The organism is Bosea sp. Tri-49 (assembly GCF_003952665.1).
Lineage (GTDB): Bacteria > Pseudomonadota > Alphaproteobacteria > Rhizobiales > Beijerinckiaceae > Allobosea.
On record NZ_CP017946.1, the window covers coordinates 1,923,789 to 1,950,017 of the forward strand.

Consider the following 26,229-nt stretch of genomic DNA (forward strand, 5'->3'; position numbering starts at 1 on the left):
ATGGTCGCTTCGCCCATTCTGGAGGTGTCGGGCGTCTCGCTCGCCTTCGGCGGGGTGCGTGCGCTCAGCGACGTCTCGTTCTCGGTCCCGGAAGGCGCGATCACCGCAGTGATCGGCCCGAACGGCGCCGGCAAGACCTCGTTGTTCAACACGATCTCGGGCTTCTATCGGCCGCAGGCCGGCAGCATCCGCTTCGCCGGCGAGAGTCTCGACGGCGTGCGGGCCCCGCAGCGCGCCGCGCGCGGCCTCGCCCGCACCTTCCAGAACATCGCGCTGTTCCGCGGCATGACCGTGCTCGACAACATCAAGCTCGGCCGCCACGCCCATATGCGCACCGGCGTGCTCGACGCGCTGTTCTATTGGGGCCGGGCCCAGAAAGAGGAACTGGAGCTGCGGGCCGAGATCGAGGAGCGCATCATCGATTTCCTCGAGATCCAGCACATCCGCAACGCCTCGGTCGGCACGCTCTCCTACGGGCTGCAGAAGCGCGTCGAGCTGGCGCGGGCGCTGGCCATGCGCCCGCGCATCCTGATGCTCGATGAACCGGTCGCGGGCATGAACCGCGAGGAGACCGAGGACATGGCCCGCTTCATCCTCGACGTGAAGGAGGAATGGGGCGTCACCATCCTGATGGTCGAGCACGACATGGGCATGGTGATGGACATCTCCGACCATGTCGTGGTGCTGAATTTCGGCCAGGTCATCGCCAGCGGCACGCCGCGCGAGGTGCAAGGCAACGACGCCGTGGTCGCCGCCTATCTCGGCTCGGGCGATGTCGGCGCGATCGCGCGCCGGATCAAGGCGGAGGCGGCGTGATGGATACGCTCTTTCTCGCCGAAGTGACATTGGCCGGCCTCGGCGCCGGCGCACTCTATGCGCTGACCGGCGTCGCCTTCGTCCTGATCTACAAGGCGACGCGGGTCGTGAACCTCGCCATCGGCGAGATCCTCATGCTCGGCGGCTATGCCTTCCTCGGCTTCGCCGCCGGGCTCGGACTATCGCCGTGGCTCGCATTGCCGTTCGCCATCGCGGCCGGCGGCGCGCTCGGCTGGTTGGTCGAACGCGCCCTGATCCGGCCAATGCTCGGCGAAAGCCCGATCTCGGTGTTCATGGTGACGATCGGCCTCGGCTCGATCCTGGCCGGCGTGGTGCAGCTCGGCTGGGGCGCCGATCCGCTGCGTTTGCCCGAATTCATGCCGTCGACACCGGTCTTCATCGGCGAGGCCTATCTCGCGCCGAAGGTCGCGATCGGTTTCGTCGCGGCAGCCGTGGTGATCGGGCTCTTTCTGGCGCTGTTCCGCTTCTCGCGCGGCGGGGTCGCGTTGAAGGCGACGGCGGCCGACCAGGGCGCGGCCTATTCGGTCGGCATCGACGTTCCCCGCGTCTTCTCGGTCGCATGGATCCTCGCCTGCGCCACTGCTGCCGGCGCCGGCGTGCTGATCGGAGCGATCGGCGGGATATCGCCGACCATGGGCGTGTTCGGCCTCTCGGTGCTCGTCGTCGTCATCATCGGCGGGCTAGACTCGATTGCCGGCGCGCTGGTCGGCGGCCTCTTGATCGGACTGGTCGAGGCGCTCGCCGGCGCCTTCCTCGGCGGCGAGTTCAAGCTCGTCGTCACCTTCGCGCTGCTGCTCGTGTTGCTGATGGTCCGTCCCTACGGGCTGTTCGGCACGCACGAGATCGAAAGGCTCTAGCGCCATGCGGATCGGCACGCTCAAGACCAGCTATGCCGCCGACGAGGCGCTGTTCGACACCCCGACGCAACGCGTGCTGCTGGGGCTGCTCGCGCTTTGCGCGATCGCCTTTCCGTTCGTTGCCAGCCCGTATTGGCTCTTCCTCGCCTGCCTCTGCGCGATCAATGTCGCGAGCGCGACGGGCCTGAACCTGCTCACCGGCTATACCGGCCTCGTCAGCCTCGGCCAGGCCGCCTTCATGAGCGTCGGCGCCTATACGGTCGCCGTGCTGGAGATCCGGCTCGGAACGCCTTTCTTCATCAACCTTCTGGTCGGCGCCGGCCTCGCCGCGATGATCGGCATCCTCGTCGGCATCCCCAGCCTCAAGGTGAAGGGGCTCTATCTCGCCATCGCGACCATCGCGGCCTCGGTCATCCTGCATTTCCTGTTCGCGCACTGGAGCCTGACGGGCGAGTCGCGCGGCCTGTCGATGCCGCCGGCACACCTGTTTGGGCTGACGCTCGACCAGCCCTTCTCGCTCTACTGGCTGATCATGCCGGTGACCTGCCTGATGGTGCTCGGCGCGGCCAACCTGCTGCGCACCAGGATCGGGCGCGCCTTCATCGCTATCCGCGACCGCGACATCTCGGCCGAGGTGCTCGGCATTCCATTGCTGCGCTACAAGCTCACGAGCTTTGCGATCTCGTCCTTCTATGCCGGCCTCGCCGGTGGGCTCTGGGCCTATTTCTTCCGGGTGGTCACGCCGGAGAGCTTTCCGCTGGTCAATTCGATCTTCTACCTCGCCGCGATCATCGTCGGCGGCATGGGCACGATCCTCGGCGGTATCCTCGGCGCGGTCTTCATGACGCTGGTGCCGGAGCTTTTGAAGTTCGTCGCGAACTGGGCGACGCCGTTCTATCCGGACGCGCTCGCGGCGCTGGCGCCGGTGCGCACCATCGTCTTCGGCGGGCTGATCGTCGGCTTCCTGATCTTCGAGCCGCGCGGCCTCGCCGAAATCTGGCGGCGGCTGCGGCGCTTCTTCCATCTCTGGCCGTTCAGGACCTGAGCACTTCGCTGAAACGGCTGCCATCAAGAGCAGCCAACCCTAGGGAGGATGACATGACGGACAAGCTCATCGACAGGCGCCAGCTCCTGGCCGGCACCGCGACGCTCGCAGGCGGATTGGCGCTCGGCATCAGGCCGCTCGCGGCGCAGGAGGGCGGCGACATCGTGCTCGGCGGTTCGATCCCGCTGACCGGCGTCTTCGCCTTCGCCGGCGTCGGCATCCATGCCGGTATCCAGGACTATCTCAAGATCCTGAACGATGGCGGCGGCATCAAGGGCCGCAAGATCAAGTACGTCGCCGAGGATACCGCCTACAAGGTCGACGCCTCGGTCGCCGCCTTCAACAAGATCACCAGCCAGGAGAAGGTCTCGCTCTATTACGGCGACTCGACCGGCTTCTCGAAGACGATCAATCCCGAGCTCGACCGGCGCGGCAGCATGATCATGGCCGGCGCCTCCTTCGCGACCGAGCTCAACGATCCCAAGAAGTTCCCGCTGCAGTTCATGGCGGGGCCCGACTACACCGAGATGTTCGGCATCCTGCTGCGCTACATCGCCAAGGAGAAGCCGGGCGCCCGCGTCGCCTTCGTCTATTCCGACAGCGAGTTCGGCCGCGATCCGATCGTGCCGAGCGAAGCCGTCGCCAAGGAGCTGAAGCTCAGCGTCGTCGAGAAGATCGTGACGCCGCCCGGCAGCGTCGACGTCTCGACCGAGGTGCTGAAGCTGCGCCGCGCCAATCCCGACTTCACGATCTTCCACGGCTATGTGCTGGCGCCGATCCCGGAATTCGTCGCGCAGGCGAAGCAGATGGGCATGAAGAGCCAGTTCATGGGCACGTTCTGGACGATGGACAACTCGACGGTGCAGCGCATGGGCGACGCGGCCGAGGGTTTCATGGGCGTGATGCCGTACCGCTACTATTACGACAAGGAAGGCTCCTCGCCGATGCTGGAGAAGATCCGGCAGATGCGCCCGGAATACCAGTCGACCGGCTATCTCCAGGGCTTCGTCACCGCCATGCTGATGGCCGAGGCGGTGAAGCGCACGCTCGATGCCGGCAAGGAGCTGACCGGCGTCAACCTCAAGGCCGGGCTCAACAGCATCAAGGATTTCGACACCGGTGGGCTGTTCGGCGTGCCGATCTCGATCCCCGGCAACTCCGTGCCGGTCGGGCGCATCTACCGCTTCGACGCCAAGGCCAAGCAGATGCAGCCGGCCTCCGACTGGATCAAGCTGTGACGGCAACTGCCGGATGAAGGGCTAGAGGTCATGGCCGGTCCCGCGGTGCTCGACGTCAACAACGTCGAGGTGGTCTATAACCGGACCGTGCAGGTGCTGCGCGGGCTGTCGCTGCAAGTGCCGGAGGGCGAGATCGTTGCCCTTCTCGGCTCGAACGGCGCCGGCAAGTCGACGCTGCTGAAGGCGGTGTCGAACCTGCTCTCGCTCGAGGATGGCGACGTCACCGCCGGCGCCATCCGCTTCCGCGGCGACGATATCGCCAGCCTGACCCCGCACGGCCTGGTCCGGCGTGGACTTTTTCACGTCATGGAGGGGCGGCGCATCTTCGAGGATCTGACGGTCGAGGAGAATCTCACCGCCGCGACCTTCGCGCTGACCGGGCGCAAGCTGCCCGCAGCCGATTTTGACCTCGTTTATGACTACTTCCCAAGGCTGCACGAGCGCCGCAAGGGGCTCGCCGGCTATCTCTCCGGCGGCGAGCAGCAGATGCTGGCGATCGGGCGAGCCTTGATCGCCAGGCCCTCGCTGATCCTGCTCGACGAACCCTCGCTCGGCCTCGCGCCAAAGCTGGTCGAGGAAATCTTCGCGATCATCGCCCGCATCAATGCCGAGCAGAAGGTCTCGATGCTGCTGGTCGAGCAGAACGCCGCCGTCGCTTTCGCGGTGGCGAATTACGGCTATATCCTCGAAATGGGCAAGGTCGTGATCGACGGCCCGGTCGAGAAGCTGATGCGCGACCAGGACGTGCGCGAATTCTATCTCGGCCTCGGCGGCGCCGGGGCTGAGCGCAGCTATCGCGACATCAAGCACTACAAGCGCCGCAAGCGCTGGCTCTCGTAGGGATGGCGGCAATGCGCGAGCTTCCGAACCTCACTCTGCCGCAGATGCTGCGCGAGAATGCGCGGACCATGCCGGAGCGCATCGCGCTCAGGCAGAAGGATTTCGGCATCTGGCTGCCGATCAGCTGGGCCGAATACGACCGCCGCGCCCGCCATTTCGGCCTCGGACTGCGCGCGCTCGGCCTCGCCGAAGGCGGGCATGTCGGCATCCTCTCGGAGAACCGCGCCGAATGGGTCGTAGCCCAGCTCGGCGCCGGCATGGTCAGCGCCGTCGCGATCGGCGTCTATGCGACGAGCCCGGCCAACGAGGTCGCCTATGTGCTGGGCCATGCCGAGGTCGAGATTGTGGTCTGCGAGGACCAGGAGCAGACCGACAAGGTGCTGGAGCGGCTGGAGGAGCTGCCCCGGCTGAAGCGCATCGTGGTGATCGATCCCAAGGGCCTGCGGGGTTACGCCTCGGAGCTGGTCGTCGCCTTCACCGAGGTGCTGCGGCTCGGCGCCGAGCATGAGACCGCGCACCCCGGACTGGTCGATTCCTGCCTCGCCGCCCAGACGCCGGCCGATATCGGCCTGATGGTCTACACCTCCGGTTCGACCGGCAAGCCCAAGGGCGCGATGCTGAGCTATCGCAATATGCGCGCCCAGGCGGCCGGCGTGGTCGAGCGGCTTGGCTATGATGCCGCGACGACCAACCTGTCCTATCTGCCGCTCTGCCATGTCGCCGAGCAGATGCTGAGCACGATGGCGCCGATCTATGCCGGCTCCTGCGTCTCCTTCGGCGAGTCGATCCGCACCGTGCAGGAGGATCTGCGCGAGGTCGCGCCGACGCTCTTCCTCGGCGTCCCCCGCATCTGGGAGAAGCTGCACGCGGCGATCCACATCAAGCTGATGGAGGCCGGCGGCTGGCGCCGGCGCCTGTTCGAGGCCGGCCTTGCCGCCTGCGAGCCCTTCGCCACCAAGCCGAAAGCCGCGCGCGGCCTGCGCGAGAAGGCGATCGCGGGCTTCTACCACCTCGTTATCTTCCGGGCGCTGCAGAACTTCATCGGCCTGCGCAAAGCCAAGGTCGCGCTGACCGGCGCGGCACCGATCCCGCCGCGGATCGTCCAGTTCTTCCGCACGCTCGGCGTGCCGCTGGTCGAGGTCTACGGGCTGACCGAGACCTCGGGCATGTCAGTCGGCCAGCGCCGCGAGCGCCTGCTGCCTGCTTCAGTCGGCGAGGCCGTCGCCGGCACCGAGCTCAAGCTCGGCGATCAGGGCGAACTCCTGCTGCGCGGCGACATCGTCTTCGAGGGCTATTTCCGCAATCCCGAGGCGACGGCAGGCGTGCTGCGCGACGGCTGGCTCCACACCGGCGACGTCGCCGTGATCGAGGGCGGTCAGGTGCGGATCGTCGATCGTCTCAAGGACATCATGATCACTGCCGGCGGCAAGAACCTCAGCCCGTCGGAGATCGAGAACACGGTGAAGGGCAGCGCCTTCATCAAGGAGTGCATCGTCGTCGCCGACGGCCGCCGCTACCCCTCCGCGCTCATCCAGATCGACGCCGAGACCGTCGGCAAATGGGCCGAGGAGAACCGCATCGCCTTCACCCATTTCCGCAGCCTGGCCGAGCACGAGCGCGTGCGCGAGCTCGTCGCCACCGAAATCGAGCAGGCGAACAGTCAGCTCGCACCTGTGGCGCAGCTCAAGCGCTTCCACCTCCTCGTCAAGGAGCTCGACCATGACGACGACGAGGTCACCGCGACGATGAAGGTGCGCCGCGCCAACATCGCAAAGAAATACGCCGCCGAGATCGAGGCCTTGTACAAGTCCGAACGGCAGGCAGAACCAGCCTGAAGGAGAGTTCCATGAGCCGTCATGTCGTCATCACCGCGGGCGTGCGCACCGCGATCGGAACCTTCGGCGGGGCGCTCTCCAGCCATGCGCCGACGCAGCTCGGCGCAGCTTGCGTCGGCGAGGCGCTGCGCCGGTCCGAGCTGCCGGCCTCGGAGGTCGGCCATGTCGTGTTCGGCAACGTCATCCTGACCGAATCCAAGGACGCCTATCTCGCGCGCATCGCCGCTATCGATGCCGGCATCCCGGTCGAGGTGCCGGCGATGACGCTGAACCGGCTCTGCGGCTCCGGTGTGCAGGCGATCGTCTCGGCCGCCCAAGCGATCATGCTCGGCGATTGCGACACCGCCGTCGCCGGCGGCGCCGAGACGATGAGCCGCGCGCCGCATCTGCTCTCGACCGCCCGCTTCGGCCAGCGCATGGGCGATACGGTCGCTTCCGACCATCTGACCGGCATCCTGACCGACCCGTTCGGCAACGGCATCATGGGCATCACCGCCGAGAACGTCGCCGAGCGCTATAGCATCGATCGCGAGGCACAGGACGTCTTCGCTGCCGAGAGCCAGCGCCGCGCCGCCGAGGCGATCGCTGCCGGCCGCTTCCGCGAGCAGATCCTGCCGGTCGAGGTCCGCAAGGGCCGGGACACGATCAGCTTCGACACCGACGAGCATCCCAAGCCCGGCACCACGGCGGAGACGCTGAAGGGCCTGCGCCCGACCTTCAAGAAGGACGGCACGGTCACCCCGGGCAATGCCTCGGGCATCAATGACGGCGCCGCCGCGATGGTGCTGATGGAGGAAGGTCGCGCCGGCCGCGAGGGCAAGCCGATCCTTGCGCGTATCGTCGGCTACGCTCATGCCGGCGTCGAGCCGGGGGTGATGGGCATCGGCCCGGTGCCGGCGGTCAAGGCGCTGCTCAAGCGCACCGGGCTGTCGCTCGGGGATTTCGACGTGATCGAGTCGAACGAGGCCTTCGCCGCGCAAGCCTGCGCGGTCGCCAAGGAGCTCGGCTTCGATCCGGCCAAGGTCAATCCCAATGGCGGCGCGATCGCGCTCGGCCATCCGGTCGGGGCGACCGGGGCGATCATCACGCTGAAGGCGGCCTATGAGCTGAAGCGCACCGGCGGCCGCTACGGGCTGGTGACGATGTGCATCGGCGGCGGCCAGGGCATCGCGCTCGCGATCGAGCGGGCCTGAGCAGGTCATGGCGACAGCCCTCTGGAAGACGCCGGCGCAGCGCGAGCATGAGCGTGCCTTGAAGCGTGAGGCCGTGCTGCGCGTCGCGGCGCAGGCCTTCAGCGAGCAGGGGTTTCACCGGACCTCGCTCGACGATGTCGCCGAGCGCCTGAACATCACCAAGCCGACGATCTACCATTACGTGCGCAGCAAGGACGAGATCCTGTTTGAATGCGTGCGCATCGGTCTGGAGCGGCTCGATGCCGCCGCCGCCTCGGCCGAGGCCAGGCGCAGCGGCGGCAGCGGCCTCGACCGGCTGATCGTGCTCTGGACCGAATATGCCCACATCGTCACCGAGGATTTCGGGCGCTGCCTCATCCTCGTCGGCGAAGACCCGCTGCCGGCCGAGACGCGCAAGGAACTGCGCGCCCTCAAGGGCAAGATCGACAAGCGCTTCCGCGGGCTGATCGAGGCCGGCATCGCCGACGGCTCGATCCGCTCCTGCGACCCCAAGCTGCTCGCCTTCGCAGCCGCGGGCGCGCTGAGCTGGATCGCCCGCTGGCATGACCCGGCCGGGCCGCTCTCCGTCGACAATATCGCCCGCGAGACGATCGGGCTCTTCGTCAACGGTATCGGGGCGCTCGAGCACAGCGCGCAAAGCGCCCGCCGCGTCAGCCCCTAACCAGGGAGTCGGTGAAACCCGCAGCAAGGCGGGACGAACGCGAAACTAGTGTGGGGTTGGAGCGGGTGGAGGGAATCGAACCCTCGTATTCAGCTTGGAAGGCTGCTGCTCTACCATTGAGCTACACCCGCGCCGGGCCGCCAAATTCCGCATCCGACCGGTAGGTGTCAACCCATCGCAGGAAAGAAGATGGCGTCATCCACCTGCGGCGGCGGCAGGCGGACGCATTTACGTATCGCTCAACGCCAGTCGGCCGAGCCAGATCGCGGCGCCGGTGAACGCGCCGAGCGCCGCCCCTCCGGCAAGCGTGCCGAAGGCCAGGGCGCCGGCCGCGGCCACCGCCGTGCTGAAAAGTGCGATTCCCATAATCCCTCTTCCCCAACGGCAAGCCTAGCGGGGTCACGCCGTGCGACTGCCCCCATTTGGGGGTGAAAGAGCGAAATTCGAGCCCGCTGCGACAAAATCCCCCCAAATGGGGGTGGAAGACGGAATGGCGGGCCGCTAGCGTGACGTTGGGGGAAGCGACATGTCCGACTTCGACGATCTGCGCTGTCCATTCAGAGCCGAGGTCCTCGCCGCGGTGCCTGTCTGGCAGATGATGCTGGTCCATGGCGCGGGCGCGCTCGCTTTGCTCATGCTGCTGCGCTGATCTCTTTCCCGCCAGCGCCGATATGCCTGGCGCCGGGCACCGGCAAGCGCTGGCTGTCTGGCCTGGTTTCGGTTTAGGCACTAGCCTTCGCCCATCGAGAGGCGAGGAAACGATGCCGAGCTATGTGGCCTTGTTGCGTGCGGTCAATGTCGGCGGCACCGGCAAGCTCGCCATGTCGGATCTGAAGGCGATGTGCGTGGAAGCGGACTTCACGAAGATCGCGACCTACATCGCCAGCGGCAATGTCGTGTTCCGCGCTGAAGGCAGCGCGGCGCAGGTGAAGACGGCGCTGGAGCGGCGGCTCCACGACTATGCCGGCAAGCCGGTCGGCGTGATCGTGCGCACGGCCGATCAGATGGCTGCGGTACACCGCGCCAATCCTTTTGCCGATCAGCCACCGAACCGGGTCGTCGCTATCTTCCTCGACGAGCCGCCGCCGGCCGATGCGCTCGACGATGTCCGCGGCCGCAATGACGAGGAACTGCGACTCGGCAGCTGCGAAATCTACGTCTTCTACGGCGCGGGGATGCGCGATTCCAAGCTCCGGATCCCGGCCGCGGCGCGAGGCACCGCGCGCAACATCAATACCATCGCGAAGCTGTCGGAGATGGCAGCAGCGCTCTGCTCCGCCCCTGTCTGACGACGCCATGCCTCGCATCGGAGCCGTATCGCGCTTCTCCGTCCTGCAGGTGAGTAACCGATCTGAACCATGAGGGCTTGATCGCGATCCGATTTGCGAGTGTCCTGTGGACCAATCCAGCCGTTCCCTTGCGGCCTGACGGACGCGGCACGCTGCGCCTGAACGCCCTGGAAGCAGCTTGCCGTGCCAAGTGCCGGCCACTTCGCGACTCGCATCGATGCCGATGACACGCCTGGGAGGGACAATGACACAGAGACATATGGAGCTTGCGAGCGCCAAGCGCCTCGGCGGCCCGGCCTGTGGCCTGCTGCTACCGCTTCTCCTGGCCGGCTGCGGCGGTGGTGAGGGCCTGTCGTCGTCGGGCGGGAGTGCGGCGAGCGCGCCTCCTCCATCCGGCATCTCGCGAGACGCCCTGGTCGGGCGCTGGGGCATCGCCTCCTTCCACACCGACAAGGACCGCAAGCGCACCGAGGCGGAGGCGCGCGGGCAATGCAAGCAGCCCTATGTGATCAGCAACGGGCCAAATGACGGCGTCATGATGCATGTTGCTGACGATCCCAAGCCCTATGAGCTCAGGCTGAAGTCCGGTGGCGGCAAAACCTATGTCGGCTTCGAGGCGCCGGCCGGCGACCCGCAGGACCGCGAGATCCTCTCGCACAGCAAGTCGATGCTGGTGATGCGCTTCGTCGATCCGGATGCCAGCCGCCGCTACGGCACCTTCATCTATTCCCGCTGCGGCTGACTGGAGGAGACGAGCGATGAGCACCACTCGTAGCGCCCTGCGCAGTCTCCTGGCCTGCGGCCTGCTCGCCCTGCCCGGCCTTGCTCCCGCCCAGCCACGCCCGCCCGCGGGGGTGCAGGAGACGATGGACATCGGCGACGAGCCGGGCCGCGTCTCGACTGAGGAGGTCAGCATCAGCGACGGGCCCTATGCCCGCCAGATGGTGTTGTTCCGCTCGAACGAGGCGCCGGGCACCGTCGTGATCCACTCGGGGGAGCGCTTTCTCTATATCGTCCAAGGCAATGGCCGGGCGCTGCGCTACGGCATCGGCGTCGGCCGCGAGGGTTTCACCTGGTCCGGCCAGGTCCAGGTCAGCCGCAAGGCCGAATGGCCGGACTGGCGCCCGCCGCCGGACATGCTGCAGCGCCAGCCCTATCTGCCGCGCTTCATGGCCGGTGGTCCCGGCAACCCGATGGGCGCACGCGCCCTCTATCTCGGTTCGACCGTCTTCCGCGTCCACGGCACCAACCAGCCCGAGACGATCGGCCAGGCGATCTCGTCGGGCTGCTTCCGGCTCGCCAATGGCGACATCGTCGATCTCTACGACCGCGTCCCGGTCGGGACCAAGGTCATCATCCGCCACAAGGCGACGCTATGACTGGCGACGCTGTGACCAGCCCCGCCCTCCCCGCCCATAGCCGCAAGGAGACGAGAGCCATGTCGAAGGCCTCACGGGTTCGCTCACGCAGTCTCCAGCTCGCTGCCTTCGGGGTGCTCGCGAGCCTGTCCGCAGCGCCGGCCAGCGCCGGGACGCTCGATACGGTGAAGCAGCGCGGCATCCTGCAATGCGGCGTCAGCGAGGGCGTGACCGGCTTCTCGGACAAGGATGCCCAGGGCAGCTGGCGCGGTTTCGATGTCGATTTCTGCCGCGCCACCGCGGCGGCCGTGCTCGGCGATGCGAGCAAGATCGCCTTCACGCCGCTGTCAGCCAGCGAGCGTTTCGAGGCGTTGAAGAGTGGCAAGGTCGACCTGCTGGCGCGCAACTCGACCTGGACGCTCGCACGCGAGGCGCAGCTCGGCCTCGCCTTCACCGGCATCACCTTCCATGACGGCCAGGGCTTCCTGGCCAAGCGCGCGCTCGGCGTCGATGCGGCACTGTCCCTCGACAAGGCGAAGATCTGCGTCGAGGCCGGCACCACCACCCAGCTCAACCTCGCCGACTTCTTCCGCGCCAATTCGATGACCTATGAGGAGAAGGCCTTCCCAGGTGCGGCGGAGGCCCTCGTCGCCTTCCAGTCCGGACAATGCGACGTGCTGACCCGCGACCAGTCGGCGCTGCACGGCGAGCGCCTCAAGCTGGCGAAGCCGGCCGACGCGGTGGTACTGCCCGACGTGATCTCGAAGGAGCCGCTCGGCCCGGTGGTGCGCAGCGACGACTTCGCCTGGTTCAACCTGGTGAAATGGGTCAGCTTCGCACTGGTCAACGCCGAGGAGCTCGGTATCTCGGCAGCCAATGTCGACGAGGCGCTAAAATCGCAGAAGCCGGATGTGCGCCGCTTCACCGGCGCCGAGGGCGATTTCGGCAAGGCGCTCGGCCTCAACGCCGACTGGGCGATCCGGGCGGTCAAGGCGACCGGCAACTATGCCGAGATCTACGAGCGCAATCTCGGCACCGGCTCGCAGCTCGCCATCCCGCGCGGCCTCAATCAGCTCTGGAACATGGGCGGCGTGCTCTATGCACCGCCGCTGCGGTAGCGCCTGAAGGGCCAATTAATGGTTCGTGCACCAACATCGGAGCCGGATTGCCACATATTCGAAGGACCGTCACAAGCCTCAAGCGCGAGGTAGCGGGCCAAACAGTCCAAATGTCGGGTCAACTTGACTAACTCGACAGCTCCCATCCGTTGCGGCAGGATCGGCACAACTAGAACGGGAGGTGAGGATGGCGGGGGAAGTCGCAGCAGCGCTCGCTTCACTCAAAGCAGCAACGGACATTATTGGAGGATTGGATGCTGCGCGCGATCTCCACAAATTTAGCGGGGATTTGATTGAACTGCAGAATAAAATCATTTCTGCCAACGTTGGAATATCGACACTACAGGATCAAGTTACAACGCTTAAAGACCAAAAGCGAGATCTTGAAGATAAACTGCGAGACATAGAAAATTGGCACGCAGAAGCGCAACGCTATCAGTTAAAAGATTTCGGTGGGGAGTCGTTCGCTTACGCGCTGAAGCCCGGCATGGAGAATGGAGAGCCGCGCCACTACCTTTGCGCAAACTGCATGCCTAAGCGCCAGAAGTCGATACTCCAACGCATTACGAATGATGGGTTCTACCAGTGCCATGCTTGCTCCAATGGCTTCCAACTGGGCGAGAAGGAACGGTTGCGTGTTGGGCGCGTCACAGGCGGTGACGATGGCGGTTGGATGGCCCGGTAGGTTACAGCGGGCTGGGCGCAGCGTTGTGGCGAAAGGCTGAGAGAGCCAGCGCCAAAAAAGCAAGGTGGTGGGGGAAGCAGGACTCGAACCTGCGAAGGCATAGCCAGCGGATTTACAGTCCGCCCCCTTTGCCGCTCGGGACATTCCCCCGCCTTGCCGCAGGCTGACCCGAAGGCCGGCCGCAACCGCCTGTTTCACTTTTGTGAAGGGCGGCAGGCGCGGGCGGACTTATGAGGAGAGGTCAGCCGGCTGTCAACGCCAAAAAGCCATCTGGCGACAAGCAATCGCACTGGCGTCCCCGCTCAGCCCTGCGGCCAGATGGCGCGATGGCGCCTGCGCCAGGCGAGCGCAGCCGGGACGAAGGCCTGGAACGGCGTCGCCTGCGGCCGCTCGATCGCGTCGGCGAGATCGGGCGGCGGATGAACCAGGCTGCGCACGCCATGGCGATGCACCCAGACCGGTAGTTCCCCCTGACGGGCGAACATGGCGACGACTTGCCTGACCAGCTTGCTGCGCAGCGCCCGCGGGCCGGCAACGGGCCGTGCCACGACGCAGAAACGGGCGAACGGATTCGGGTGACCGTCCTCGCCCTCGAGACAGAAGATCACGCCGCTGCGGTCCGGCCGCGCCTCGTCCGGCATGGCATCGATGCGCCGCCACAGGCAGAACCAGGTGCGGCAGATATCCGGTCGTATCGCATGGATGCCGCAGCCTTTGCCGGTGTTATGGCGGCACATCACGCCGGCCGGCTTACCGACCTCCGGATCGACGATGCGCAGCACCTCGCAACAGGCGACGCAGTCGCCGCAGTCGCGCCCGGGCACCAGATGGTTCAGCGTCCGGCCCGAGCTCATCGCGCCGGCTTCGAGGCTTTCCGCCATGACACGCCCTCCCCGGCTGCGGCGAGGAAACGAGCCTAGCGCGGAACGTTACCTATCGGAAGCAAGGCGTCGCACGCGTTCCAGCACGAAAGCGACACGCCTCTCAACATTCACACGCGGGAGCTCCACCAGTTCGTAGCCGTGCTCGCGATAGGCTGCAGTGACTGCATCGTAAGTGCGTTCGGCTTCGGCGAAATCCTGCTTGCGTTCGGCATCCTGGGCGTAAATCTCGCGCCAGGGCGGCGCGGCGAAGACGATGCGGGCATAGCGAAACGCGCGAGCGGCTCGGTCGAGGTGCTCTGGTACCTCAAGCCCGCACAGCCGCAGATAGCCGATGCTGTCGGGGATGCTGCGATCAAAGAAAACCGGCGCGCCGCCAGCTTGCGCCTCGCCATGGGAGCGCATGTCAAAGCCAAGCATCAGCTCGGCGAACAGCGCCCGGTCGCGCCAGGGCAAGGCCGGCCCGTCGATGGCGAGCTGGTCGCGGATGATCGCCCGCCCCGCCTCCGGCGCAACCCGGTGACCCGCGGCGGCCAGCGCGGCGAGCAATGTCGTCTTGCCAGCGCCGGGGCCGCCGGTCACCACGAACAGGCGTTCATTCGTCTTCGTCATCGGCATAGTCTCCTTGCAATGAACCAGGTGAAAATCCCTCATCCCGGCCTTCGGGCTGGCCAAGCCGGCCACGCCATGGCAGGGCATGGCGTCACCTTTCCGGAGCCATGATGTCCGCCCCGTCCCGCCCCCGTTTCCAGAGCCGCCAAGGCCGCCCTCACCGTGAAGGCCCGCCGCCGCACCGGCCGGGCGAGATCGACGAGGCAATCCTGTACGGCGCCCATCCGGTGATCGAGGCGCTGCGCAACCCGCAGCGGCGCTTCCGCAAGCTGCTCGCCACCGAAAACGCGCTGAAGCGCCTGGCCGAGGAGATCGGCGAACTGCCGATCGAACCGGAAATGGTCCGGCCTTCGCAGATCGACCGGCTGCTGACGCCCGACTCGGTGCATCAGGGGCTCTATCTCGTCTGCGATCCCCTGCCCTCGCCCGATCTCGACAGCCTGCCGGACGATGCGATCGTGCTCGCGCTCGACCAGATCACCGACCCGCACAATGTCGGGGCGATCCTGCGCTCGGCCGCCGCCTTCGCGGTCGCCGCCGTGATCGTCACGATCCGCCATTCGCCGGCGGCGACGGGCGTGCTGGCGAAATCGGCCTCCGGCGCGCTCGAGCACGTGCCGCTGGTCGCGGTGAAGAATCTGGGGGATGCGCTCGACAAGCTCGGCGAGCGCGGCTTCCTGCGGCTCGGCTTCGATTCGGAGGGCGACGTCTCGCTCGACGAGGTCACCTTGCGCCGCCCGCTCGTATTGGTGATGGGCGCAGAGGGCAAGGGCCTGCGGCAGCGTTCGCGCGAGCTCTGCGACCAGCTCGCCCGGCTCGACATGCCCGGCGCGATCAAGAGCCTCAACGTCTCGAACGCGACCGCGATCGCGCTCTACGCGGCGACCCGGCGCGGATAAAATTCAGCTCAGCGCCGCGCCACCCGGCCGTCGCTGCCAAAGCGCATGACCCGCACCACGGGCCGACCTCGATAGGTTTCGATCCGATAGAGCACTGGATCGGCCGCCGGCGGCCGCGGAATGCCGATCGCAACGGGTATCGACGGCTCCTTCACCGGCGGCGGCTCACTGGTTTCCGGGAGCACGATCACGGTCTGCTGGCCGCCGGGCCAGCCATAGAAGCCGGGATAACCACCACGATAGATGCCAGCATGGTGGCGATGGGCGTGGCCGGGCCGCGCGATCGGCCGCATCGGCGCAAACCGTGGAGCGGGACCGGACACACCGGACGCGACGAATCCCGGCGCCGCAGTGGCCGGGAAAGCGGCAAGACACAGTCCGGCGAACAGCACCGTGAGCGGCAGGCCAGCATCGCGTTTCATGACCGACTCCTCCTGCATCCCTTCGCGGCTGAGCGCTGCGACATGGTTAGCGAGAAGTTAATCCCATGGCTCGCCTATGGCGAGTCATGGGGCCGCACCAGCCCGGCCGAACGCTCAATCCTTCGTCTTACGCCTTTCGGTGCAAGACCAAGTGCTCGGTTGAAGATTGCCGGGGTCGGCCGCATTCGTAACCCATCAAACTTGGCTTTTCAAAGGCCTTTGCCCTGAGTCGGCTCTTTGCCGGCTCCAAGCGAAGAACCGCCGAAAAGGCGGCGTGAGGGTGCAGCAGATGGTCTGTGGCGCCCGGGGGAACGAAAAAACGGGAGCGCTTCATGAGTATGGCACACGCATCTGGGGCGGCTCAGCCGCGTCCGATGACCAGAGAGGAAAAGAAGGTCATTCTGGCCTCCTCGCTGGGCACGGTCTTCGAATGGTACGATTTCTACCTTTACGGCTCGCTCGCCGTGATGATCGGCGCGCATTTCTTCTCGGCCTTCGACGCCAATACCCGCGCCATCTTCGCTCTGCTCGCCTTCGCTGCCGGCTTCCTCGTCCGCCCGTTCGGCGCGCTGTTCTTCGGCCGCCTCGGTGACCTGATCGGCCGCAAATACACCTTCCTCGTCACCATCCTGATCATGGGCGCCTCGACCTTCCTGGTCGGCCTGCTGCCGAGCTACAACAGCATCGGCTGGATCGCGCCGGTGATCCTGATCGCGCTGCGCATGCTGCAGGGCCTGGCGCTCGGCGGCGAATATGGCGGCGCGGCGGTCTATGTCGCCGAGCATGCTCCTCCGGGACGGCGCGGCTTCTACACCTCCTTCATCCAGACCACGGCGACGCTCGGCCTGCTGCTGTCGCTGATCGTCATCCTCGGCATCCGCACCACCATGGGTGAAGCCGAGTTCGCCGCCTGGGGCTGGCGCATTCCGTTCCTGGCCTCGATCGTCCTGCTCGGAATCTCGGTCTACATCCGGCTCCAGATGCAGGAATCGCCGGCCTTCCAGAAGATGAAGGAAGAAGGCACCGGCTCGAAGGCGCCGCTGTCGGAAGCCTTCGGCCAGTGGAAGAACGCCAAGATCGCGCTGCTCGCGCTCTTCGGTCTCACCGCCGGCCAGGCCGTCGTCTGGTACACCGGCCAGTTTTACGCCCTGTTCTTCATCCAGAGCATCCTCAAGGTCGATCTCTACACGGCCAACGTGCTGATCGCCTGGTCGCTCATCCTCGGCACGGGTGGCTTCATCGTCTTCGGATCGCTGTCCGACAGGATCGGCCGCAAGCCGATCATCCTGGCCGGCTGCCTGATCGCGGCGCTGACCTATTTCCCGCTGTTCGGCGCTCTCACCAAGGCGGCCAATCCCGGCCTCGCCGCGGCCCATGAGAACGTCAAGGTCCAGGTCGTCGCCGACCCCGCCACCTGCGGCTCGGTCTTCGATCCGGTCGGCGTGCGCACCTTCACCCAGCCTTGCGACATCGCCCGTCGCACGCTGGCCGCGCAGGCGATCCAGTACACCCAGGCCCCGGCTCCCGCCGGAACGCCTGCCAAGGTCACGGTCAACGGCAAGGACGTCGCGATCGACGCCACCTTCGCCGCCAATATCGGCAAGGAAGCGGTCGCGGCCGGCTATCCGGCGCCAGGCGATGCCCGCATCGTCAAGACCGGCTTCCTCAATGCATTGTTCGGCGCCCAGTCGCTGACGATCATCGCGATCCTGACTGTGCTCGTGATCTACGTGACCATGGTCTACGGCCCGATCGCGGCCGCGCTGGTCGAACTGTTCCCGACCCGCATCCGCTACACCGGCATGTCGCTGCCCTACCATATCGGTAACGGCTGGTTCGGCGGCCTGCTGCCCGCGACCTCGTTCGCGATGGTGGCCGGCACCGGCGACATCTTCTACGGCCTCTGGTACCCGATCGTGATCGCGATGATGACCTTCGTCATCGGCATGCTCTTCGTGCCCGAGACCAAGGATCGCGACATCCTCACCCACGACGGCGGCTGATCGTTCAGACCAGATCGAATCGCCGATCCTACGAGCCCCGCCCGAAAGGGCGGGGCTTTTCTGTTGGTAAAAGGCGTGGCCGCGCATCGGCACAAGCTGACATTAACCCGTTTGGGTCAAACAGGCTAACATGTCGGACGAGCTGGGAGGCTTGATCATGCCTGGAACCAGACGCAGGCATCGCTGACGACGACCGCGATGGACCTTGCAACCCTCTGGTACCTGACGCTCGGAACGCTGCTTGTTGCGGCCGCCATGACGCTTTGGGAGCGGGCAGCCCAGGTGCAGCGATCCCGGGAGCTCGGCATCTGGGCCACGGCCTACGGCGTTTTCGCGTTGGGCTGCATCGTCGCCATGAATCGGACGCTGCTTCCGGGCGTCGCCGGCCCCGCCCTCACCAATGTCGTCATGGTGTTCGGCTACACACTGGTCCTGCAGGGAACTTTGGCTCTGGACGGCAAGACGTTGCGCCCAGCACTCGTCGCGGGTTTCCTCGCCGCCATTGGTGCCGCCTGGTTCGTCGCGGGCACCGGCCTGGGCAGCGCCTTCTGGAATTATGTGAGCGCGCTTCCGATCGCGATCGTCTGCGCCCTGACCGCCCTTGCCCTGTTTCGCAGCCGCACTGCCAGCGGGCTGCGCTCCCGCCCGATCGCGATCGCCGTCTTCGTCTGTCACAGCATTTTCTACAGCGCCCGGACATTCGTGGTACCGGTCATCACGTCATTGTACGGCGACGACGTGCCGCCCATCGTCGCCAAGATGACGATGTACGAGGCCGTGCTGTTCACGGTGGCAATGTCGATGTCCCTGATCGCCCTGGTGCGCGAGGAGGATCGAGCGCGGCTCCTGGCGAGCGCGCGCACCGACTTCCTGACCGGCCTCCATAATCGCCAAGGCTTCTTCGAGCTTGGCTCCGAGCGTCTGAATCGCAAGGGCGAGGAGATCTCGTACGCGCTGCTCGCCTTCGATCTCGATCACTTCAAGGCTATCAACGACACTTACGGGCACGACGCGGGAGACAGCGTCCTGAAACTCTTCGCGAGCATCGCCCGCGAGGCCGCTGGTCCCGCCGCCATGAGCGCACGGCTCGGCGGCGAGGAGTTCGCGATCCTGCTGCCAGGCTTGGGCGCAGAGGAAGCCCGCACGGTCGGCGAAGGCATAGCCCGGCACTTTGCAGAAGCCGCGGCACATAGCGACGGCCTCGCTATTGCAGCCACGGTCAGCGTCGGCCTTGCTACGGCCCGTGCTGGCGAGACCGATCTGGCGGAGCTCCTCGCGGCAGCCGATCGCGCCCTCTACAAGGCGAAGCTGCTCGGGCGCAACCGTATAGAGATCGCGGAACCGATCAGGATCGCCTCGGCGGCCTGAGCCCAGCTGCCTTTTCTCTCATAGCTTCCGCCCGCGCCCCCTTGGCGGTGAGCCTCACACCGGCAGCACGGTGACCGGCGTTCCCAGCGCGACGCGGGCGTAGAGGTGGATGATGTCCTGGTTGATCATCCGGATACAGCCCGAGGAGACGTTGGTGCCGACCGTGTAGGGCTCGGTCGTGCCGTGGATGCGGTAGCCGAGATCGCGGCCCTCGCCGAAGAGATAGAGGGTGCGGGCGCCGAGCGGACTCTTCGGCCCGCCGCGCACGCCGGGGCCGCGCGGCGTCGGCTCAAGCTGGGCCCTGATCTGCGGATCGCGCTCGATCATTTCCTGCGGCGGCACCCAGTCGGGCCAGTCGCGCTTCATGTTGATCTTCGCCACCCCCGTCCAACCGAAGCCCTCGCGACCGACGCCGACGCCATAGCGGGTCGCGACCCCCTGCGCTTCGACGAAATAGAGGTGATAGGAACCGGGATCGACGACGATGGAGCCCGGCGGCTCGGCGCCGCGGAACTCGACCGTCTGGCGCAGATAGCGCGGCTCGATGCTCTGATAATCGATCGGAGGGACCGGAAAGCGCTCGCCCGGATACTCGATGTAGACCTGCGCATAGTTCGGACGCGCCAGGGTGCGGGTCAGGCTGCGCCCGCTCGGCGCAGCGATGTCCGGCAGCGCCACTATGCTTCCGCTGCCGCAGCCGGCGAGGCCTGGAGCGAGGAGCGAGAGGGAGGATATGGTAAAGGAACGGCGGCTCAGCATGGGCACATCTCAGGCAAGGCTTTTGCAAAAGCATCGACTTAGATGGTTACGGGCAGATGAATGCCGCCATGCCTGATAAGCTCGCCCTCCCCCTCAGAAGCGCATCTCGACCCTGCCCTTGAGGGCGTGATCGCGCGAGCGTTCGCCGATGGCGGCGGAGTAGGTCAGGCCGAGCGCGGTCGCCTGCGAGATGCGCCAGTCGAGCCCGGCTTCGGCGACGAGCGCCTCGCGATCGATTTGAGCCGCGAACACGCGGGCCGGGGTGGTGCCGAGGGCGAAGGCGGTCTTTGCCTGCGGGGTGAGCTCGCCAAAGCCGTGGCGCCAGCCGAGCATGGCGCGGGCGAAGAGCGGCATCGTCCCGAGCTGCGCCTCGGCGCGCAGGCCGAGCGTGGTGAAGCCGAGGGTCTGGTCGCTGGAGAGGACGCGCAGCGCCGCGGCGCCGCCCTGCTCGGTGCCGGCGTCGGTGCTGACCCGGATCAAGGCGAGCTGGGCGAAGGGTTCGAGCGCGAAACCATTGAAGGCGAAGCCATAGCCGAGTTCGGCAAAACCTTGCGCCACCGCGCCCGGGCGCTGCAGCCGCAGGCTGTCGCCGAAGCCACGGATCTGAACCTGGCGGCGGATGTCGCTCTCGCTCCAGCTATAGGCCAGGCCCGCATCCAGACGCAGATTGCCGAAGCGGGCGCCGGCATAGAGCGCGGCATGGCCGCTCTCGAGCTTGCCGGTGGAGAAGCGGGCATCGAGGTCGAAGCGCGACTGGCTGTAGCCACCGGCGACGCCGACCCTGAGCGACGAGCCGGGAGTGTCGTAGAGCATCACATCGGCGCCGAGCAGCGCCCCACCGCTGCGGCGGGACAGGCTCGCGGCATTGCCGTCGGCGTCGCTGTTGCCGGCGCTGCCAAAGGCCTCGCCCCAGAGGGCATAGCGCGGCTGCGGGACCGGAGCGGCCATCAGCACCGCGCCCTTGCGGCCGGGCAGGTCGGCGCTGAAGGCGGCCGCGACCTGGCCGCCCTGTTGCGTCAGCAGCGGCCCGCGCAGGCGGCTGAGGATGGTGTCGCGCACCAGCCGGCTCTCGTCGATCATGACGCTGACGGCCTGCGCATGCGCTTCGCCCGAGAGCAGATCAAAGCCGGCGCGGGCCTCGGCCACCGTGCTAGAGAGCAGCGCGTCGTAGACCGGATTGCCGACGCCGAGCCGCTCGGCCGCCACTGCGATGAAGCCCTGGTTGCGGGTTGCCGCGACATAGGGGCGCTGCGACCCGCCTGAGGTTCCGCCGCCGCCCGAGCTCCCACCATCGGACGTGCCGCCACCACCGGTGTTCGTGTCGCCGCCGCCGCTCGTGCCACCGCTGCCACCACCGGAACTGCCGCCATCGCCCGGGCCGAAGCCGGTATCGTTGCGCGTCATGGTCAGGGTGACGTTGCGGCTGTCATAGCCCAGCGACGGCGTCAGGAAGGCGAGGTTCGAGGTGACTGTGCTGAACCGGCCGCTGACCCCGCCCGTGGCGGTCAGGATAGTGTAGCTCGTCGCCGCCGCATAGTTGCCGGCGTCGGCCAGGACCTGGACCGTGCCGCCGGACAGCGTCGCGATCCCCGTCGCCACGATCCGGTCGCTCTGGCCAGCGGCGTTGATCTCGACCTGATAGGTCGAGCCCGTCGCGAAGGCGACATTGCCGGAGACGGTCAGCGTGCCGATCGAGTTGCCCGGAGCGACGGTGCCGCCGCTCGCGACGCTCACCCCGCCGATCGTGCCCGAGCCGCCGAGCGAGCCGCCGTCGAGTGTGACGCTGCTCGCCAGCGAGCCGTTCACGACGAGCTTGCCGCCCGAGACCTTGGTCGCGCCATTATAGGTGTTCGCACCGGTCAGGGTCAGCGTGCCGGTGCCGGTCTTGGTGACCCCGCCCGTGCCGGTGATCGATCCCGAGAAGCTGGTCGAGCTGTTGTCGGAGCCGGCCGTCAACGTGCCGCTGCCCAGCGTGACCGTGCCGGCGCCGGCGAGCGAGCCGATGCTCTGATTGAAGCCGGCGAGGTCGAGCCGCGCGCCGCTCGCCACCGTGAACGCCGAGCTCGACGAGAACGCCCCGGCGACGCCGGCCCGCAAGGTGCCGCCCGAGACCGTGGTCGCGCCGGAATAGCTGCTGCTGCCCTTGAACACGAGCGTGCCGGCGCCGGCCTTCGAGAACGCGCCCGTGCCGGCAAGCGACTGGTTCAGGCTGAACGTATTGCCGGCCTCGACGATATCGAAGCCGCCGCCATTGCTGCCGAAGACGATCGCGCGTGTCAGCTCGTTCAGCGTCGTGCCGGTCACCTGCAGCACGCCGCCATCCAGCGTCAGCGCGCCCGAAGTATTGCCGAGATTGCTCTCCTTCGAGATACTGATCGCGCCGCCCGCGATCGTGGTGCCGCCGCTATAGGTGTTCTCCTCGGTCAGCGTCAGCGTGCCAGTGCCGACCTTCCTGATGCTGCCGGCGTCGTAGATCATGCCGCTGAAGGTGGTCGAGGCGTTGGTCGCGCCCGTCTCCAGGGTTGAGAGGAGCCCGATCCGGAGCTGGCCGGCACCGGCGATCGAACCGGCCGTGACCGTGCCGAGGGCATCGTTGACATCGAGCAGCGCGCCGGCCGCGACCGTGTAGTCGGACGCCACCGACATGGCGTTGGAACCGGAGATCCAAAGCTTGCCGGCTTCGATTCTGGTCGCACCCGAATAGGTGTTCGTTCCGGTCAGCGTCAGCGTGCCGGTGCCGGTTTTCGTCAGTGCGCCCGTGCCAGAGACGGTCCAGCCGAGAAGGAACGATTGTGAGGCTGCAACCTCGATCGTGCCGCCGCTGCCCGACAGCACGACCGCGCGCCCGGTGGCGAAGCCCTGGGTGACCAGCAAGGTGCCGCCCGCCAGCGTCAACGCGCCGCCGCCTGCGCCGAGATTGAGGTCGGACGAGATCGAGAGCTTGCCGCCCGAAATGATCGTCCCGCCGGTGTAGGTGTTCGTGCCGGTCAGCGTCAGCGTCCCGGCGCCCTGCTTGGTCAGGCCGCCCCTGCCGTCGAAACTAGTCGAGACGCCGATATCGTAGCCGTTGCTGTCGAAGACGGCGCCGTTCGCGCCGAGCGTCAGCGCGGTGAAACCGAAGAGATAGTCGGATTGATTGGCAGTGGCGCGCAGGGTGCCGCCGTCGAGATTGAGCGTCGCCGTTCCGGCGCCCTTGATCACCTGGCCGGTCTCGAGCACGCCGCGGCCGTTCACGGCGTTGCCGAGCAAGTTGAGCGTGCCGCTGGAGCCTGAGTGGGTTGCCAGCGTCGTCGTCAGCGCGCTGACCTTGCCGCCATTCTCGACCGTCAGCGTACCGGTGCCGGAAAAGCCGACATGGAGCACGTCGGCATTGCTCCAGCGCGAGCCGGCGCCAGTCACCGTCACCGTGCCGGTGCCCCCGGTGTTTGTGCCGACAAAGAGCATGGTGCCCGTGACCGTGCCGCCATCCGCGATCGTCAGCGTACCGGTGCCGGAGGTGCCGACATGGAGCTCGGCGTTGTTGGTCCAGGTCGAGCCGGCACCGGTCACCGTCGCAGTGCCCGTGCTGCCGGAGTTGGAGCCGATCACACCGTCGGTGCTGGTGACATTGCCGCCATTCTCGACCGTCAGCGTACCGGTGCCGGAAACGCCGACATGGAGCTGGCCGCTGTTGCTCCAGGTCGAGCCGGCGCCGTTCACCGTCACCGTGCCGCTGCCAGAATTGGCGCCGATAAGGCCAAGGGTATTCGAGACCTTGCCGCCAGCCTCGATCGTCAGCGTGCCGGTGCCGTTAAAGCCAACTCGGAGCACGCCGCTATTGGTCCAGGTCGAGCCGGCGCCAGTCACCGTCACCGTGCCGGTGCTGCCAGAAGACTGGCCGACATAGCCGCCGGTGTTCAGAACCTTGCCGCCGGCTGCGATGGTCAGCGTCCCACTGCCTGCGAAACCGACATTGAGGTCGCTGAAATTGGTCCAGATCGAGCCGGCGCCCGTCACCGTCACCGTGCCGCTGCTGCCAGCGTTCGCGCCGAGATAGCCAGTGGTGTTCAAGACCGTGGCGCCAGCCTCGATCGTCAGAGTCCCGGTGCCGGCACGGCCGACACGAAGCACGCTGTTATTGGTCCAGGTCGAGCCGGCGCCGCTCACCGTCACCGTGCCGGTGGAGCCGGCGTTGTAGCCGACATGACCAGTGACGCTCGAGACCGTGCCGCCATTCGAGACGGTCAGCGTGCCGGTGCCTGAATTGCCGACGGTCAGCTCGCCGCTATTGGTCCAGGTCGAGCCGGCGCCCGTCACTGTCACCGTGCCGGTGCCGGACTGGGTTCTGCCGAGATTGCCATTGGTGGTCGATACCGTGCCGCCATTCGAGACGGTCACCGTGCCGGTGCCGCCAGAGCCGACAGTGAAGTCGGCGCTCGTGCTCAAGGTCGAGCCCGCGCCGGTCACTATCACCGTGCCGGTGCCGCCGTTACCGACATAGAGCAGGGAGGCAGAGACCGCGCCGCCGTTCTCGACATTCAGCGTGCCGGTTCCCGCGTTGCCGACGACGAGATCGCCGCTCCAGTTCGAACCGACGCCAGTCACCGTCACCGTGCCGGTGCCACCGGCGTTTGTACCGACATAGAGCATGCTGCTCGAGACCGAGCCGCCGTTCTCGATGGTCAGCGTGCCGGTGCCCAGATAGCCGACAAAAAGATCACCGGTATTGGTCCAGGTCGAGCCGGCGCCGCTCACCGTCACCGCGCCGGTGCTGCCGGAATTGTAGCCGACATAGCCAACGGTGTTCGAGACCGTGCCGCCAGCCTCGATCGTCAGCGTGCCGGTGCCTGAGTTGCCGACGGTCAGCTCGCCGCTATTGGTCCAGGTCGAGCCGGAGCCGGTCACTGTCACCGTGCCGCTGCCGCCAGCCAACTCGCCGATCACGCCTGCACGGTTGGAAACCGTGCCGCCATTCGCGACGGTCAAACTTCCGGTGCCCTGCCGGCCCACGAAAAGATCACGGGACAGGGTCCAGCTCGAGCCGGTACCGGTCACCGTCACGCTGCCGCTGCCGCCGGCGCTGAAGCCGATCGTGCCCGATCGACTGGAGAATGCGCCGCTGGAGACTGCGCCGCCATTCTCGATGATCAGGCTGCCGGTGCCCGCATCGCCTATGATGACGGCAGAGGACATGGTCCAGCGCGAGCCCGTGCCGGTCACCGTCACCGTGCCGTTGCCGTCGGTACTCGTGCCGATCCCGCCGTCGGCGCTCTCGACGATGCCACCATTTTCGACCCGCAGCGTGCCGGTGCCGCCGGTGCCGACCCTGAGGTTGCTGACACCGGTCCAGCGCGAGCCCGCGCCGGTCACCGTCGCCGTGCCATTGCTGCCGATGCCACCACCGATAACGCCGACGCTGCCCCCGCCACCGGAGACCGTGGCGCCATCCGCGATGGTCAATGAGCCGGTGCCTGCATTCCCGACATAGATGTAGAACGCGGCCAGGCTGGTGCCAGCGCCGGTCACCGTCACCGTGCCGGTACTGCCGGCACGATAACCGATTTCAAGGACGCCCGTCGAGACGGCGCCCTCATTCTCGATCGTCAACGTGCCTGTGCCGCGATGTCCGAGATAGATATTGCCTGGATGGTTGTTCCAGGTCGAGCCGGCGCCGGTCACCGTCAACGCGCCGCTGCTGCCCGCCTGGTTGCCGATATAGCCGTCCCGGATATTGGAAACGGCGCCGCCGGCCGCGATGGTCAGGGTGCCGGTGGCGGTGTCGCCGATCGTGAGATCGACCCCGCCCAGATCCCAGTTGGTGAGCGGCGGCGCCGGGATGGCGGGAGACAGCTCGCCGGTGCCGGTGACCGACTGGGCGCGCGCCAGCGGCGCGGCTGCGAGCAAAGCTATGCCAGCCGCGACCGCGCCAGCGACTCGCGAAATCGCAAACGGCAGCCGAGCTAACGGCGACGCAAAGGCCTGCGCAATCTGCGCAGGTTTCGAATTGTCTGATCCTGGCACTATGGGTCCCCGCCCAGCGCAACACGCTACGCGGTCTTGCGCGGGCGGCAATGAACAGCCATTCACATGCGAGTAAACAGGAACTGTGTGATAAAAATACCGTGACCATCGACGCGCTTGCCAGGTCGACCCCGCTTCGTCTGTAGCCCGCTGATCTTGCCCTCGCCGCAGCGGCCTGATACCGCAGCGCAAGGGCCGGCGTAGCACAGCGGTAGTGCAGCGGTTTTGTAAACCGAAGGTCGGGAGTTCGATCCTCTCCGCCGGCACCATCCTGATCCCTGTGGCCTGTCGCTTGCTGAGGCATGCCGCCGCGACGGAGACGATCGGAG

Annotated in this window: 23 protein-coding genes and 3 tRNA genes; 18 read left to right on the forward strand and 8 right to left on the reverse strand. The window is 66.8% G+C overall.

Annotation, left to right across the window (positions count from 1 at the left end; translation table 11 throughout):
• The 8 genes from BLM15_RS09540 to BLM15_RS09575 are packed head-to-tail and all read left to right on the forward strand — an operon-like array spanning position 1 to position 8,506.
• The gene (locus BLM15_RS09540) at positions 1-816 is read left to right on the forward strand and encodes an ABC transporter ATP-binding protein (protein ID WP_126112527.1); all 816 of its coding nucleotides are present in this window, start codon (positions 1-3) and stop codon (positions 814-816) included.
• Positions 816-1,694 carry a branched-chain amino acid ABC transporter permease gene (locus tag BLM15_RS09545; protein WP_126112528.1) on the forward strand — a complete coding sequence of 293 codons (879 nt, stop codon included), beginning with the start codon at positions 816-818 and terminating at the stop codon, positions 1,692-1,694. Before BLM15_RS09540 ends, BLM15_RS09545 begins: the two co-directional genes overlap by 1 nt.
• A 4-nt stretch (positions 1,695-1,698) precedes the next feature.
• Positions 1,699-2,739, forward strand: coding sequence for a branched-chain amino acid ABC transporter permease (locus BLM15_RS09550; RefSeq protein WP_126112529.1), 1,041 nt, complete (start codon positions 1,699-1,701; stop codon positions 2,737-2,739).
• Positions 2,740-2,792: 53 nt separating this feature from the next.
• Positions 2,793-3,977 (forward strand): ABC transporter substrate-binding protein, encoded by a 1,185-nt coding sequence (locus BLM15_RS09555; protein ID WP_126112530.1) that lies wholly within the window; start codon positions 2,793-2,795, stop codon positions 3,975-3,977.
• Positions 3,978-4,007: 30 nt separating this feature from the next.
• A complete protein-coding gene (locus tag BLM15_RS09560) occupies positions 4,008-4,817 on the forward strand; it encodes an ABC transporter ATP-binding protein (RefSeq protein WP_126112531.1) in 810 nt (269 codons plus the stop codon).
• A gap of 11 nt (positions 4,818-4,828) precedes the next feature.
• A complete protein-coding gene (locus tag BLM15_RS09565; protein ID WP_236846620.1) occupies positions 4,829-6,652 on the forward strand; it encodes an AMP-dependent synthetase/ligase in 1,824 nt (607 codons plus the stop codon).
• Between the two features lie 11 nt (positions 6,653-6,663).
• Positions 6,664-7,845, forward strand: a complete 1,182-nt coding sequence (bktB, locus tag BLM15_RS09570; RefSeq protein WP_126112533.1) for a beta-ketothiolase BktB — start codon at positions 6,664-6,666, stop codon at positions 7,843-7,845.
• 7 nt (positions 7,846-7,852) lie between these two features.
• Complete coding sequence (locus BLM15_RS09575) at positions 7,853-8,506, forward strand: TetR/AcrR family transcriptional regulator (protein WP_126112534.1); 654 nt, start codon at positions 7,853-7,855, stop codon at positions 8,504-8,506.
• A gap of 57 nt (positions 8,507-8,563) precedes the next feature.
• Here the strand turns inward: BLM15_RS09575 and BLM15_RS09580 are convergent.
• Both BLM15_RS09580 and BLM15_RS31330 read right to left on the reverse strand, forming a co-directional pair.
• Positions 8,564-8,637: transfer RNA gene (locus BLM15_RS09580), tRNA-Gly, on the reverse strand.
• 97 nt (positions 8,638-8,734) lie between these two features.
• Entirely contained in the window at positions 8,735-8,872 is a 138-nt protein-coding gene (locus BLM15_RS31330; RefSeq protein ID WP_164547461.1) for a hypothetical protein, read from the reverse strand.
• A 160-nt stretch (positions 8,873-9,032) separates the two neighbouring features.
• Between BLM15_RS31330 and BLM15_RS32130 the strand changes: the two genes are divergently transcribed.
• The 6 genes from BLM15_RS32130 to BLM15_RS09605 all read left to right on the forward strand — a co-directional run bounded on the left by BLM15_RS32130 (position 9,033) and on the right by BLM15_RS09605 (position 12,956).
• The gene (locus BLM15_RS32130) at positions 9,033-9,155 is read left to right on the forward strand and encodes a hypothetical protein (protein ID WP_257791807.1); all 123 of its coding nucleotides are present in this window, start codon (positions 9,033-9,035) and stop codon (positions 9,153-9,155) included.
• 112 nt (positions 9,156-9,267) lie between these two features.
• Entirely contained in the window at positions 9,268-9,795 is a 528-nt protein-coding gene (locus BLM15_RS09585) for a DUF1697 domain-containing protein (RefSeq protein WP_126112535.1), read from the forward strand.
• Between the two features lie 244 nt (positions 9,796-10,039).
• Positions 10,040-10,537, forward strand: a complete 498-nt coding sequence (locus BLM15_RS09590) for a hypothetical protein (RefSeq protein WP_236846621.1) — start codon at positions 10,040-10,042, stop codon at positions 10,535-10,537.
• Positions 10,538-10,553: 16 nt separating this feature from the next.
• Positions 10,554-11,174, forward strand: coding sequence for a L,D-transpeptidase (locus tag BLM15_RS09595; RefSeq protein ID WP_126112536.1), 621 nt, complete (start codon positions 10,554-10,556; stop codon positions 11,172-11,174).
• A 59-nt stretch (positions 11,175-11,233) separates the two neighbouring features.
• On the forward strand, positions 11,234-12,271 hold the full coding sequence (locus tag BLM15_RS09600) for an amino acid ABC transporter substrate-binding protein (RefSeq protein WP_126112537.1): 1,038 nt from the start codon (positions 11,234-11,236) through the stop codon (positions 12,269-12,271).
• A gap of 187 nt (positions 12,272-12,458) precedes the next feature.
• Complete coding sequence (locus BLM15_RS09605) at positions 12,459-12,956, forward strand: nucleotide exchange factor GrpE (RefSeq protein ID WP_126112538.1); 498 nt, start codon at positions 12,459-12,461, stop codon at positions 12,954-12,956.
• A gap of 65 nt (positions 12,957-13,021) precedes the next feature.
• Here BLM15_RS09605 and BLM15_RS09610 read toward each other — a convergent pair.
• The 3 genes from BLM15_RS09610 to BLM15_RS09620 form a co-directional block, all read right to left on the reverse strand.
• Positions 13,022-13,106 (reverse strand) — tRNA-Tyr (locus tag BLM15_RS09610).
• 152 nt (positions 13,107-13,258) lie between these two features.
• On the reverse strand, positions 13,259-13,837 hold the full coding sequence (locus BLM15_RS09615; RefSeq protein WP_126112539.1) for a YkgJ family cysteine cluster protein: 579 nt from the start codon (positions 13,835-13,837) through the stop codon (positions 13,259-13,261).
• A gap of 48 nt (positions 13,838-13,885) precedes the next feature.
• A complete protein-coding gene (locus BLM15_RS09620; RefSeq protein ID WP_126116123.1) occupies positions 13,886-14,449 on the reverse strand; it encodes an AAA family ATPase in 564 nt (187 codons plus the stop codon).
• 107 nt (positions 14,450-14,556) lie between these two features.
• Here BLM15_RS09620 and rlmB point away from each other — a divergent pair, with 107 nt between their 5' ends.
• Positions 14,557-15,348, forward strand: coding sequence for a 23S rRNA (guanosine(2251)-2'-O)-methyltransferase RlmB (gene rlmB, locus BLM15_RS09625; RefSeq protein ID WP_126112540.1), 792 nt, complete (start codon positions 14,557-14,559; stop codon positions 15,346-15,348).
• Between the two features lie 8 nt (positions 15,349-15,356).
• Here rlmB and BLM15_RS09630 read toward each other — a convergent pair whose 3' ends face one another.
• Positions 15,357-15,770 (reverse strand): hypothetical protein, encoded by a 414-nt coding sequence (locus BLM15_RS09630; RefSeq protein ID WP_126112541.1) that lies wholly within the window; start codon positions 15,768-15,770, stop codon positions 15,357-15,359.
• Positions 15,771-16,144: 374 nt separating this feature from the next.
• Here BLM15_RS09630 and BLM15_RS09635 point away from each other — a divergent pair, with 374 nt between their 5' ends.
• On the forward strand, positions 16,145-17,773 hold the full coding sequence (locus BLM15_RS09635; RefSeq protein WP_126112542.1) for an MFS transporter: 1,629 nt from the start codon (positions 16,145-16,147) through the stop codon (positions 17,771-17,773).
• Between the two features lie 198 nt (positions 17,774-17,971).
• The gene (locus BLM15_RS09640) at positions 17,972-19,141 is read left to right on the forward strand and encodes a GGDEF domain-containing protein (RefSeq protein WP_126112543.1); all 1,170 of its coding nucleotides are present in this window, start codon (positions 17,972-17,974) and stop codon (positions 19,139-19,141) included.
• 54 nt (positions 19,142-19,195) lie between these two features.
• Here BLM15_RS09640 and BLM15_RS09645 read toward each other — a convergent pair whose 3' ends face one another.
• Together BLM15_RS09645 and BLM15_RS09650 are read right to left on the reverse strand one after the other, a co-directional pair.
• Complete coding sequence (locus BLM15_RS09645; RefSeq protein ID WP_126112544.1) at positions 19,196-19,900, reverse strand: L,D-transpeptidase; 705 nt, start codon at positions 19,898-19,900, stop codon at positions 19,196-19,198.
• Between the two features lie 93 nt (positions 19,901-19,993).
• Positions 19,994-25,783: an autotransporter domain-containing protein gene (locus BLM15_RS09650; RefSeq protein ID WP_164547463.1), complete on the reverse strand. Its 5,790-nt coding sequence runs from the start codon at positions 25,781-25,783 to the stop codon at positions 19,994-19,996.
• A gap of 311 nt (positions 25,784-26,094) precedes the next feature.
• Here BLM15_RS09650 and BLM15_RS09655 point away from each other — a divergent pair.
• Positions 26,095-26,169, forward strand: a tRNA-Thr gene (locus BLM15_RS09655).
• Positions 26,170-26,229 lie beyond the last annotated feature (60 nt).

Bases quoted from the DNA above. Each gene is read 5' to 3' on its own strand.
- BLM15_RS09540 (WP_126112527.1), top strand. From the start codon at position 1: ATGGTCGCTTCGCCCATTCTGGAGGTGTCGGGCGTCTCGCTCGCCTTC.
- BLM15_RS09545 (WP_126112528.1), top strand. From the start codon at position 816: ATGGATACGCTCTTTCTCGCCGAAGTGACATTGGCCGGCCTCGGCGCC.
- BLM15_RS09550 (WP_126112529.1), top strand. From the start codon at position 1,699: ATGCGGATCGGCACGCTCAAGACCAGCTATGCCGCCGACGAGGCGCTG.
- BLM15_RS09555 (WP_126112530.1), top strand. From the start codon at position 2,793: ATGACGGACAAGCTCATCGACAGGCGCCAGCTCCTGGCCGGCACCGCG.
- BLM15_RS09560 (WP_126112531.1), top strand. From the start codon at position 4,008: ATGGCCGGTCCCGCGGTGCTCGACGTCAACAACGTCGAGGTGGTCTAT.
- BLM15_RS09565 (WP_236846620.1), top strand. From the start codon at position 4,829: ATGCGCGAGCTTCCGAACCTCACTCTGCCGCAGATGCTGCGCGAGAAT.
- bktB (WP_126112533.1), top strand. From the start codon at position 6,664: ATGAGCCGTCATGTCGTCATCACCGCGGGCGTGCGCACCGCGATCGGA.
- BLM15_RS09575 (WP_126112534.1), top strand. From the start codon at position 7,853: ATGGCGACAGCCCTCTGGAAGACGCCGGCGCAGCGCGAGCATGAGCGT.
- BLM15_RS31330 (WP_164547461.1), bottom strand. From the start codon at position 8,872: ATGGGAATCGCACTTTTCAGCACGGCGGTGGCCGCGGCCGGCGCCCTG.
- BLM15_RS32130 (WP_257791807.1), top strand. From the start codon at position 9,033: ATGTCCGACTTCGACGATCTGCGCTGTCCATTCAGAGCCGAGGTCCTC.
- BLM15_RS09585 (WP_126112535.1), top strand. From the start codon at position 9,268: ATGCCGAGCTATGTGGCCTTGTTGCGTGCGGTCAATGTCGGCGGCACC.
- BLM15_RS09590 (WP_236846621.1), top strand. From the start codon at position 10,040: ATGACACAGAGACATATGGAGCTTGCGAGCGCCAAGCGCCTCGGCGGC.
- BLM15_RS09595 (WP_126112536.1), top strand. From the start codon at position 10,554: ATGAGCACCACTCGTAGCGCCCTGCGCAGTCTCCTGGCCTGCGGCCTG.
- BLM15_RS09600 (WP_126112537.1), top strand. From the start codon at position 11,234: ATGTCGAAGGCCTCACGGGTTCGCTCACGCAGTCTCCAGCTCGCTGCC.
- BLM15_RS09605 (WP_126112538.1), top strand. From the start codon at position 12,459: ATGGCGGGGGAAGTCGCAGCAGCGCTCGCTTCACTCAAAGCAGCAACG.
- BLM15_RS09615 (WP_126112539.1), bottom strand. From the start codon at position 13,837: ATGGCGGAAAGCCTCGAAGCCGGCGCGATGAGCTCGGGCCGGACGCTG.
- BLM15_RS09620 (WP_126116123.1), bottom strand. From the start codon at position 14,449: ATGACGAAGACGAATGAACGCCTGTTCGTGGTGACCGGCGGCCCCGGC.
- rlmB (WP_126112540.1), top strand. From the start codon at position 14,557: ATGATGTCCGCCCCGTCCCGCCCCCGTTTCCAGAGCCGCCAAGGCCGC.
- BLM15_RS09630 (WP_126112541.1), bottom strand. From the start codon at position 15,770: ATGAAACGCGATGCTGGCCTGCCGCTCACGGTGCTGTTCGCCGGACTG.
- BLM15_RS09635 (WP_126112542.1), top strand. From the start codon at position 16,145: ATGACCAGAGAGGAAAAGAAGGTCATTCTGGCCTCCTCGCTGGGCACG.
- BLM15_RS09640 (WP_126112543.1), top strand. From the start codon at position 17,972: ATGGACCTTGCAACCCTCTGGTACCTGACGCTCGGAACGCTGCTTGTT.
- BLM15_RS09645 (WP_126112544.1), bottom strand. From the start codon at position 19,900: ATGCTGAGCCGCCGTTCCTTTACCATATCCTCCCTCTCGCTCCTCGCT.